We start from the raw sequence: 9,571 nt of genomic DNA on the forward strand, positions 1-9,571 counted from the left end.
TTTCTTCAGAATACCCAATTTTACTCACCATGATATCTTTCCCCTTTCGTAAAGCCTATACTGTATAATATACTATATTTCTCTCTACGACAACTATCTTAACACATAGGGGAATTGATCTACACAGTTAGTCCTATGTATCAAGAACAATATTCTCTTATGATTCTTTTTAGCAAAAGCATACAATATCGTCTTTACAAAGTAGCTCTTACCTGCACCTGTACCAGCTCTTATTGTTATAATGTCACCTTTATTCCATGTCCTAACCACATCTGTTGTTATTAAATCACTTACTCTTTTGTATATCATCTTCTCTTTCTCCTCTTAAAAGATAAAGCAAAACCTGTTAAATACAAGCTTTGCTTTATTTTAATAATACTTCACTATATTTCAAGAACATCACTAGTATATTGTGAGTTTAATAAGGTATATCACAATCACCATAATATACACCAAAGCCCCAATCATGAAAATCCTCTAACGTACTTTCACTAATGATATCAGATACAATTCTTTTTATATCATCACAATGATATAAACCTTTATGGTTATTGGGTAGTAATTTTTCACGTTCTAGATAATCACTGAGCTTCTCATTAAACATCATAATTCCTACTAATTTATTAGCCTTAAACAAAGTATCCTCACCCATATTTATGCACCTTCCTGTAAACAATTAAATTCAGGTACCCTTTCTAGTGAAGCATATCTCTCTGAAATTGCTCCGATTTTATTAACTACTTCTAATTGTTCATACTGTAAAACTTCTTCTCCTGCTGACAATACTTCATACTCCCTCAGGCAAAGTTTTGATTCTGTTGGGTAGAGCTCATACTCTTTTGTTATAGCCTTATATATTCCTGGTACATTTTTACTTGTATCTAGTAAAAGTCCAAATTTCTTTCCTAAAGATATAATATTACAAACTATGACCTCGAAGAATACACCATTATTAAAATCCTCCAATTCACCGCAAAGTGTTAACAAGATAAATATGTATCCTCTTTTATGTTTCTTTAAATTATATTTCTGTATACAGTAATTAATCTCATCTACACTCCCCCCCACTATTCGTGCAAAATCATGCTCAGTAGCCACCAATCCATATATCATTAAACTTTTATATATATACTCTCCACTTACCTCCAATGCATTTGTTAGCGTGTTTGATTTATATTTAATTCGTTGTTTCATTTTACTATCTGTACTATTTCTTTCTTCCTCTTCCAACTCGTCTTTATATATGACTATATCTTGCAAATTTAATTGTTCATTAAATAAGACATTCTCATACTTTTCTTTCATTAACCTTTTCAACTGTTTATCTAACTTCATATTACTAGCTTTCTTCAAATCTTTTTCGTAGTCACCATTACTAAAAGGTCCTTCAGACTCCTTATTACCGGATGTTATATATTTCATAATTTATCTCTCCCTCAAATACTATTTTAGATTTCACAAATTATTTATTGCCCTGACTATTACTAACTCTTACGATTTATAAATCAGTATTTATCTTAAATTAAGTGCCATTTCACCTACTTTCGTTAAAATATCATTCATATGATAAGCTATATGGTAAGCTCTATAAAACACATTGTCATTTTTATTTTCTAATCCATAATCAAAAATCAGATGTTCAAACATATCAATATTAATGCCTACTTCCTCAAATGCTTCTTTATCAAATTCTATTCCAACTTCTTCTGCATAATCCTTTTCCCCTTTTAATAATTGTTCCTTATTTACATTAATTATTGTACAAATTTCATTGACTGAAGCTACTATATTAAATTTCCTAAGCAACGGTTGTAAGCTACCAACTATTGAAATTATTGTGTGTATATTTATAATTGGGTTTGTTGTATCTTTTAACAACTTTCTTAATCTTTTTCTTTGTCCTATTAATGTACTTTTTATAAGATCTTTATATCTTTTATTAATTTCAATATCAGACTTGGTGTCTATATCTATTAATAATTCTAAAAACTTTATATAATTACCTTTTGTTAAAGCACCTTTTAGAAATCTAATGTCCTCTTTTTTAATATTTATTAAGCTATTACTCTTTTTCATTCTGTCTCTCTCCTCTTAAGCTATTTTTGCATTAAAACTTGGTTTGTCAATAATATTTTTCTTTAGCATTCCATCTAAAAGTATTTCAATTACTTGAATATCAAAGTTTTCACTAACCACTCTTTCGTCTATAATCTCTTCGCTCAACTTTAGTCTAGCTTTTCTATCATAAGTTGCTTTAACTATTACTACATCCATGGAAGCTACACCTCTTGTATATTTTTTTAATGCTGATTTTATTCATCTATGTCGGGTTTGACAAGATTTCTTATTCAAGCTTATTCTTCTCCATTTCCTAATCGCATACCGTTGTCTAGGATACAATTAAATATTTTTCGTTGCTATATTCCTATACTACCATGCATTTCTCGTTTTGTAAACCAAGCTACAAAAATATATTTATTGTATTCAATTTGATTTTGATTTATAATATTAATGAGGTGATACTATGAACGACTTTGACAATGAAAAATTTAGTTCTCTACTAAAGACTGCAATTGGTTCTTCAAGGACAATTACTGAATTCTCTAAAAATTGCGGAGTAGCTAGACCATATATATCTAAGTTTCTTAATCTAAAATTAGATACAGCTCCCTCCCCCGACGTAATTTCTAAATTCGCTAATAATGCACGTAACGGTGTAACCGAAGATGATCTTTCAGTTGCAGCTGGTTATATAGAGGATCCCGTTAATCAATGGCTAAAAGAAATGAATCCTTCATTAACCGATACTGAAAGAGATAATCTTATAGTAGACAAAAGAAATCAAGCTAACATAATGTATGATAACAACAAAGAGATTCTTCCGCCTATTAAAGTTCCTGTATTATCACATATAGATGATACAGAAGGCTTTAAAAGTGATAATGATGAAAATGTTTCATATTGGTCGTATGTTACATCACACGAAACAAAAGGCGTTGAAAACTCATTTTATCTAAGCGTAGAGGATAATAGTATGTCTAACACAAAAATACTAGAAGGGGATTTAGTTTATGTACTACCACAGGATTATGGTAATAATGGAGATATTGTGGTTGTGATAATTAATGGTGAAACCTATATAAGAAGATTTAATAAAATCAACAACATAATTATGTTTCAAGCAGAAAATGCTGAATTTGATTCATTCGCATATCCTAATAGCGAATTTAAAAGCTCTGAAATTAAAATAATCGGTAAGGTATCATATTTACACTCTAACCTTAATTTAAAGTAGTAGCCGTCATGGATGGCTACCTACTTATTTTAATATATATTTCTAAATTATCGAAGGATGGTGTTAACATTGAATGCAGCAGTCTATGCAAGGTACAGTTCAGATAATCAAAGAGAAGAATCTATCCACGCTCAAATAAGGGCTATAAATGAATATGCAGACAAAGAAGGTATTATAATTACCAAAATATATACCGATGAGGCAAAATCAGCTACTACTGATAATAGGCCTAAATTTCTTGAGATGATAACCGATAGTGAGTTTGGGTTGTTTGATGTAATCATAATCCATAAACTTGACCGTTTTTCAAGAGATAGATATGATAGTGCCCATTACAAAAGAATACTTAAGAAGAATGGCGTAAGGCTTAATCAGTACTTGAGCATCTAGATGATAGCCCAGAAAGTATTATCCTTGAATCCGTCCTTGAGGGTATGGCTGAATACTATTCTAAAAACCTTGCTAGAGAGGTTATGAAAGGCATGAAGGAAACTGCACTTCAATGTAAGCATACCGGTGGTTCGCCTCCTCTTGGTTATAGTGTAGATCCAAGTACTAAAAAATACATAATTAAAGAGGGAGAAGCTAACGCAGTTAAAATCATGTTTGAAATGTATGCTAAAGGTTATGGCTATAGCCCAATTATAGATAAACTAAATTCTTTAGGATATAAAACTAAAACTGGAAGAAACTTTGGCAAGAATAGCCTATCAGAAATACTTAGAAATGAAAAGTATATAGGTATCTATGTTTTTAATAAGTCTTCTAAAATGTTCAATGGAAAAAGAAATTCTCATGGGACTAAGAAAGAATCGGAAATAATAAAGATTCAAGATGGTTTGCCTGCTATTGTAGATACAGAAACCTTCTATGCGGTACAAAAGAGAATGCTTAGTAATAAAAGGAACGCCTCTAATAAAGCTAAAGAGACTTACCTATTATCAGGTAAAATATTTTGCGGTTCTTGTGGTGCTGCAATGATAGGGCATACAAGCTGCTCTGGAAGAAATAAAACCAAATACTCAACATATAATTGTGGAACACGCTATAGAACAAAGCAATGTAGAATGAAGAATCTTTCAAGAGATTATCTTGAAGATATAGTACTCAATGAACTAAAAACCAAAATATTAAACATTGCCTCTATTAAACGCCTTACTAAAAAGTTAATAACCCATTATAAAAAAATGTTGAATACTAATACTGGTGAGTTAAAGTCATTAGATAAGCGTCTTAAAGAACTTGAATTTGAAATGAACAACCTACTTAATGCTATAACACAAGGAATGTTTCATATATCACTTAAAGAAAAGATGTCTAATTTAGAAACTGAAAAAAACAAAATATCTAGCTACATAAACGAAATCAAGGCTGGAATGACAGGTATTGAGATTAACGAAAAATTAATAGAACAATATATAATTAAAGATATTATCGCTATAAATAAAAAAGATACCAATGATTTAAAGAAAATCATTAATACCTATGTAGAATCTGTTTTTGTATTTGATGATAAGGTTGAAATAAATCTTATCATCATTTTTGTACATATAAATGGTGGAGGCGAGGGGTGTCGAACCCCTGTCCGAAGGCAGCAACACCTAGGCATCTACGAGCGTAGTCAATAATTTAACATTCCCTCTACCTAACCCCTACTGACCAGGTTTAAGTTTTAGTAGCTTCATATTTTCCGTTTCCAGGTCAAAGCTTTCCCGAACTCGGTTCACCGCTGTCGTCGCCCTATCCTAAGCCGCGGTACTCTAAGGTAAGACGTAGCAGTCTAAGCTGCTAGTTGTAAATTATCGTTTGCGTTTAAATTGTTCCAATAGTTTTTTAATGCGGGTCCATAGGTTCCCTCAGCTCGCTTCCTCGACACAACGTACCCCCGTCGAAACCAAGTACGCCCCCAAAGATGTGAAAAGATTAAGTTTAAATCTTTTGCACTGTAATAATATAAAATCATTATTACATATATAACGCAAATCTATATTTTCTAATTTTTTGTAACTCATATATCAATTAAATAGTAATGTTAAGTTCTTTACTATGTTACTGACTATAGACATAATGATACACCATTTTATATTCTTTATCAAGTGCTAATATTATGGAATCTAAGTACATTATTAGAATTTATCTCATTCTCTCTTTTATCTGTCTATCCATATCTCTTTTAGCATCTTTTTCTAGCATTGCATCTCTCTTATCATAATCCTTCTTACCACGAACAACACCAAGATTAACTTTTACCTTAGTATCTTTAAGATAAAGAGCTAATGGAACTAGTGTGTAACCTTTTTGAGCTGTGAATAAACCTAGTTTAAGTATTTGTTCTTTATGAAGCAATAACCTTCTGGCCCTTAATGGATCAACATTAAACTGATTTCCATTCTCATAATGGCCTATATGCATATTCTTAACGTATATTTCTCCATTTATAACATCTGCAAAACTATCTTTTAAGTTTGCTTTACCAGCTCTAATGGATTTCACTTCTGTACCAACAAGCTCTATACCAGCTTCCATTGCTTCCTCTACAAAATAATCATGTCTTGCTTTTTTATTTTGCGCAAGAGTTTTATTTTCTGTCTTCTTTCTCATAACTTCACCTACTTTATTCTTATTAATATAGTGTAATAATGCTTTATACTATTGTGTTTAGTAAGTATTATTATACTATATATAGTACCTTATTTCAAGAATATACAGACGTTTTTAACAAAATAATCCATATATAATCTACAAGAGAGAAAATGTTTTCTCTCTTATATTCTTATATCTCTTATTCTTACATAATTATATTCTTATATTAAGATTATTTTACAATCTACTCTTCTTCCTTTGTTGAATCATCCTTTATAAGTTCATTTAGTTGACTAACTGAATAATCATCTGAGCCTTCTTCATGCTCATCCTCATCTTTAATTATATCAAAATAAACTTCATGAGAAGTTAGATCAACCTTACTAACTATGATTCTTACCTCTTCTCCTAATTTGTACATCTTCTTAGTTCTCTCACCAATAAGGGTTAAATGTCTTTCATCAAAGACGTAATAATCATCATCTAAGGTAGTCATATGAACTAAACCCTCTACAGTATTAGGTAGTTCAACAAACAATCCAAAATTAGTTACTGATGAAATAATACCATCAAATTCTTGCCCAATTCTCTCATTCATGTATTCTGCTTTCTTTAAGTCATCAACGTCTCTCTCAGCTTCCATGGCTACTCTTTCCATATCTGAAGATTGTTTCGCAGCAATTTCGACTTCTTTTTTTAATCTTTCTATTCTTGCATCACTTAATCCTCCATTTATAACCTCTTTAATTATCCTATGGATCATTAAATCTGGATATCTTCTAATTGGTGACGTAAAGTGACAATAATACTTAGCAGCCAAACCAAAATGCCCACTACATTCTGATGAATATTTTGCTTTCATCATAGAACGGAGAAGAAGTGTACTTACTACCATTTCTTCTTTCTGACCTTTAACTTTCCCTAATATATCTTGAAGCATTCTAGGATGAACTTCCTTACCCCACTTTACAGCATATCCTAAATTATGTGCAAATTCACTAAAACGCATTAGTTTTTCTTCATCTGGATCCTCATGAATTCTATATACAAATGGTACATTCAGCCAGAAAAAATGTTCAGCTACAGTTTCATTAGCAGCTAACATAAATTCCTCTATTACTCTATTTGCAATACCTCTTTCATAAGGTACAATATCTATAGGTTTTCCATTTTCATTTAATATTATTTTACACTCTGTAAAATCAAAATCTATAGCGCCCCTATTCATTCTATTTTTGTTAAGAATGGCACATAACTCTTCCATATGTTTAAAGTCTTCATATAAATAGTCATATCTTTTAATTGTTTCTTCATCTTTATCAGTAAGTATTTTTGTAACATCAGTATAAGTCATTCTCTCATTAGTTTTTATAATGCTTTCCACTATTTCATGATCTACATGTTTTCCGTTTTTATCTATCTCCATAAAACAAGTAAGTGCTAACCTATCCACTTTAGGGTTTAAACTACAAACCCCATTTGATAATTTTTTAGGTAGCATTGGTATAACCCTATCAATTAAGTATACTGAAGTTGCTCTTTTTAAAGCTTCTTTGTCTAAAGGATTTTTGTCCTTAACATAATTAGAAACATCCGCTATATGGACACCTAAACGATAGTTGCCATTATCTAAAAGTTCTATAGACACTGCATCATCTAGATCTTTAGCATCCTCACCATCTATAGTTACCATACGTAAATCTCTTAGATCTTTTCTTCTTGCATATTCTTCTTTTGGAATTTCATCAGATATGTTTTCTGTATAAGTTTCAACTGCTTCTGGAAATTCCTCTGGTAGTTTATGTTTCTTGATTATAGATAATATATCAATGCCTGCATCCCCTTTGTTACCAAGGATTTCAATAATTTTTCCCTCAGGATTTCTTTTTTGTTCTGGCCACTGAGTTATTTCAGCAATTACTATTTGCCCTGTTTTTGCACCAAGTCTTTCAGATTTAGGAATAAATATATCTTGAGCAATTCTCTTATCGTCAGCTACTACAAAACCAAAGTTACTACTATCTTGGTAAGTTCCTATTATCGTTTTATTAGATCTTTCTATTACTTTTGCAATTTCCCCTTCACATTTCTTCCCGTTATTTTCTTCTTTTAAAACTTTTGCAAGAACTTTGTCACCATTCATTGCTCCGTTTACATTGTCTGCGGGAATAAATACATCCGGTCTTTCTGTTTCTGGTATTACAAATCCAAACCCTCTTTGATGACCTTGGAATTTACCAACTACAAGACCCATCTTTTCTGGTATGCCATAATATTCAGCCTTTGATCTAACTACATCACCAGCCTTCTCCATTTCAGATAATAAAGCCGTAAAACCTTTCATCTCTTTCTTTTTTATATCAAACACTCTAGCTAGTTCTGCTATATTCATAGGCTTGTATGCTTGTTCTGTCATAAAACTTATTAAAGTTTCTTTTATATCCATTAGATTTCCTCCTATTTAATTCCTACACGTTTTAATTTTTACGTGTTTTGATTTTTATACTTGCTCAATTTTTATATCAACATAATTTTTATACTATTGTGTTTATAAATTTTTCTAAAAATTATTTATTATCACTCTAATTCTTAATGTTATTGTGCTAATTTATTCATGTAATTCTATAATTGCTCACTTTATTATAATCTAAAAACTGCATCTAGTATATACTATGTGGTTATATACTTCCCTAATACTTATTCAACATACGCACCACTTATAGAAGTGGGCGATTGTAAACCGCAAAAGAGGTCCAGTTCTCATTGAACTAAGAACCGTAAGAAACAATATCCTTGTAACATAGAGCTTGTTTAGTATTCTAAACAAGCTAATTTTTATAATAAGCTACAAGTATAATTATTTCATGAGTAGCTCATAATTAATGCACCCCTATCACGTAAGTGCCTTCACTGCGTAGCAACCTTAGATTTTAGGGTAACTATAAGCTATAAAGCAATTTTTTATTTTTATATTGAAGTAATTTATCTAAATAATTTAACAACATTTTGGAAGCTTCAAGTCTGACATCTTCTATAAGTGGCAGTTGTCTAGCCCAGTAAAATTGCTTTGGTGACAGTCTAAATAAGCTTCCAAAGTTGTTAATTTTCAGCGACCCAGGAGATGATTTAATTAAAACTAAACTTTACAATAGGCTTTTCTTTTAAGACAGCATAATTGCTTACTATAGTATCTTTTACAAAAGCTTTTAAATTGTAGTATCCGAAGGTGCTTGAAATTTTATATAAATAATGTATTTTAAGTGTCTTTAACTCTTTGGACAGCACCTTCCAATTGCCTGTAAATATTATATATATCAAAGGTATTTTCTCTTTATACCCAAGAGCTTTACGAGCTATACAGAATGCCGCGGATACATGAATAGATATTCCTTTAGCTTTCATATACTTTATTTTACCCATTTGGCTAGTGTATGCTGGATTTACATAAAATACGGCTAAATTTTCTTTAAAAGCCCTGGAACTGATTGCTTCAATGATTTTTTTATGAGCAAATATACTGATTTTCATATTTCGTTTAGTATTCCCATAAGTTAGTTTGGATTTACTAATGTTTTTAATGTCCTCACCAGCAAGTGGTTTATTTTTATCCCTGGCTATTTGAACAAGCTCTAAGGCACCCTTTTCTAAAATTTTTGAAATTTGCCCTGAAGTTTTATTTGCTATATTAAAACG

General features: G+C 30.9%; 10 protein-coding genes, 1 other RNA gene and 1 pseudogene. 3 read left to right on the forward strand and 9 right to left on the reverse strand.

What is annotated here, in order from left to right; genetic code table 11:
• Nucleotides 1-93: 93 nt before the first annotated feature.
• The 5 genes from KPL37_RS18265 to KPL37_RS18285 all read right to left on the reverse strand — a co-directional run bounded on the left by KPL37_RS18265 (nucleotide 94) and on the right by KPL37_RS18285 (nucleotide 2,274).
• Nucleotides 94-309 (reverse strand): DEAD/DEAH box helicase family protein, encoded by a 216-nt coding sequence (locus tag KPL37_RS18265; protein WP_246578368.1) that lies wholly within the window; start codon nucleotides 307-309, stop codon nucleotides 94-96.
• Nucleotides 310-418: 109 nt separating this feature from the next.
• Entirely contained in the window at nucleotides 419-652 is a 234-nt protein-coding gene (locus KPL37_RS18270; protein ID WP_216151512.1) for a hypothetical protein, read from the reverse strand.
• Between the two features lie 2 nt (nucleotides 653-654).
• Complete coding sequence (locus KPL37_RS18275; protein WP_216151513.1) at nucleotides 655-1,422, reverse strand: hypothetical protein; 768 nt, start codon at nucleotides 1,420-1,422, stop codon at nucleotides 655-657.
• Nucleotides 1,423-1,512: 90 nt separating this feature from the next.
• On the reverse strand, nucleotides 1,513-2,076 hold the full coding sequence (locus KPL37_RS18280) for a hypothetical protein (protein WP_216151514.1): 564 nt from the start codon (nucleotides 2,074-2,076) through the stop codon (nucleotides 1,513-1,515).
• A 15-nt stretch (nucleotides 2,077-2,091) separates the two neighbouring features.
• A complete protein-coding gene (locus KPL37_RS18285) occupies nucleotides 2,092-2,274 on the reverse strand; it encodes a hypothetical protein (protein ID WP_216151515.1) in 183 nt (60 codons plus the stop codon).
• Between the two features lie 250 nt (nucleotides 2,275-2,524).
• Here KPL37_RS18285 and KPL37_RS18290 point away from each other — a divergent pair, with 250 nt between their 5' ends.
• The 3 genes and pseudogenes from KPL37_RS18290 to KPL37_RS19965 all read left to right on the forward strand — a co-directional run.
• Complete coding sequence (locus KPL37_RS18290; protein ID WP_216151516.1) at nucleotides 2,525-3,295, forward strand: LexA family protein; 771 nt, start codon at nucleotides 2,525-2,527, stop codon at nucleotides 3,293-3,295.
• 57 nt (nucleotides 3,296-3,352) lie between these two features.
• Nucleotides 3,353-3,685 carry a recombinase family protein gene (locus KPL37_RS19960; protein ID WP_246578369.1) on the forward strand — a complete coding sequence of 111 codons (333 nt, stop codon included), beginning with the start codon at nucleotides 3,353-3,355 and terminating at the stop codon, nucleotides 3,683-3,685.
• 221 nt (nucleotides 3,686-3,906) lie between these two features.
• Nucleotides 3,907-4,356 (forward strand): annotated as a pseudogene (locus KPL37_RS19965) (recombinase family protein); the annotation flags it as partial.
• A gap of 494 nt (nucleotides 4,357-4,850) precedes the next feature.
• Here KPL37_RS19965 and ssrA read toward each other — a convergent pair.
• The 4 genes from ssrA to KPL37_RS18315 form a co-directional block, all read right to left on the reverse strand.
• Nucleotides 4,851-5,203: a transfer-messenger RNA gene (gene ssrA, locus KPL37_RS18300) on the reverse strand.
• A gap of 225 nt (nucleotides 5,204-5,428) precedes the next feature.
• The gene (gene smpB / locus KPL37_RS18305) at nucleotides 5,429-5,896 is read right to left on the reverse strand and encodes an SsrA-binding protein SmpB (RefSeq protein ID WP_216151517.1); all 468 of its coding nucleotides are present in this window, start codon (nucleotides 5,894-5,896) and stop codon (nucleotides 5,429-5,431) included.
• Nucleotides 5,897-6,122: 226 nt separating this feature from the next.
• On the reverse strand, nucleotides 6,123-8,324 hold the full coding sequence (gene rnr / locus KPL37_RS18310; RefSeq protein WP_216151518.1) for a ribonuclease R: 2,202 nt from the start codon (nucleotides 8,322-8,324) through the stop codon (nucleotides 6,123-6,125).
• 680 nt (nucleotides 8,325-9,004) lie between these two features.
• On the reverse strand, nucleotides 9,005-9,571 hold a 567-nt coding region (locus KPL37_RS18315; protein ID WP_216151519.1), incomplete at its 5' end, for an IS200/IS605 family accessory protein TnpB-related protein.

Origin of the sequence: Clostridium frigoris, assembly GCF_018861865.1 — a bacterium.
Taxonomy (GTDB): Bacteria; Bacillota; Clostridia; order Clostridiales; family Clostridiaceae; genus Clostridium_AD; species Clostridium_AD frigoris.

What these genes read in the sequence shown, in the direction of transcription:
- KPL37_RS18290 (WP_216151516.1), top strand. Translation starts at nt 2,525, where the DNA reads ATGAACGACTTTGACAATGAAAAATTTAGTTCTCTACTAAAGACTGCA.
- KPL37_RS18285 (WP_216151515.1), bottom strand. Translation starts at nt 2,274, where the DNA reads ATGGATGTAGTAATAGTTAAAGCAACTTATGATAGAAAAGCTAGACTA.
- KPL37_RS18265 (WP_246578368.1), bottom strand. Translation starts at nt 309, where the DNA reads ATGATATACAAAAGAGTAAGTGATTTAATAACAACAGATGTGGTTAGG.
- rnr (WP_216151518.1), bottom strand. Translation starts at nt 8,324, where the DNA reads ATGGATATAAAAGAAACTTTAATAAGTTTTATGACAGAACAAGCATAC.
- KPL37_RS18270 (WP_216151512.1), bottom strand. Translation starts at nt 652, where the DNA reads ATGGGTGAGGATACTTTGTTTAAGGCTAATAAATTAGTAGGAATTATG.
- KPL37_RS18280 (WP_216151514.1), bottom strand. Translation starts at nt 2,076, where the DNA reads ATGAAAAAGAGTAATAGCTTAATAAATATTAAAAAAGAGGACATTAGA.
- KPL37_RS19960 (WP_246578369.1), top strand. Translation starts at nt 3,353, where the DNA reads ATGGTGTTAACATTGAATGCAGCAGTCTATGCAAGGTACAGTTCAGAT.
- smpB (WP_216151517.1), bottom strand. Translation starts at nt 5,896, where the DNA reads ATGAGAAAGAAGACAGAAAATAAAACTCTTGCGCAAAATAAAAAAGCA.
- KPL37_RS18275 (WP_216151513.1), bottom strand. Translation starts at nt 1,422, where the DNA reads ATGAAATATATAACATCCGGTAATAAGGAGTCTGAAGGACCTTTTAGT.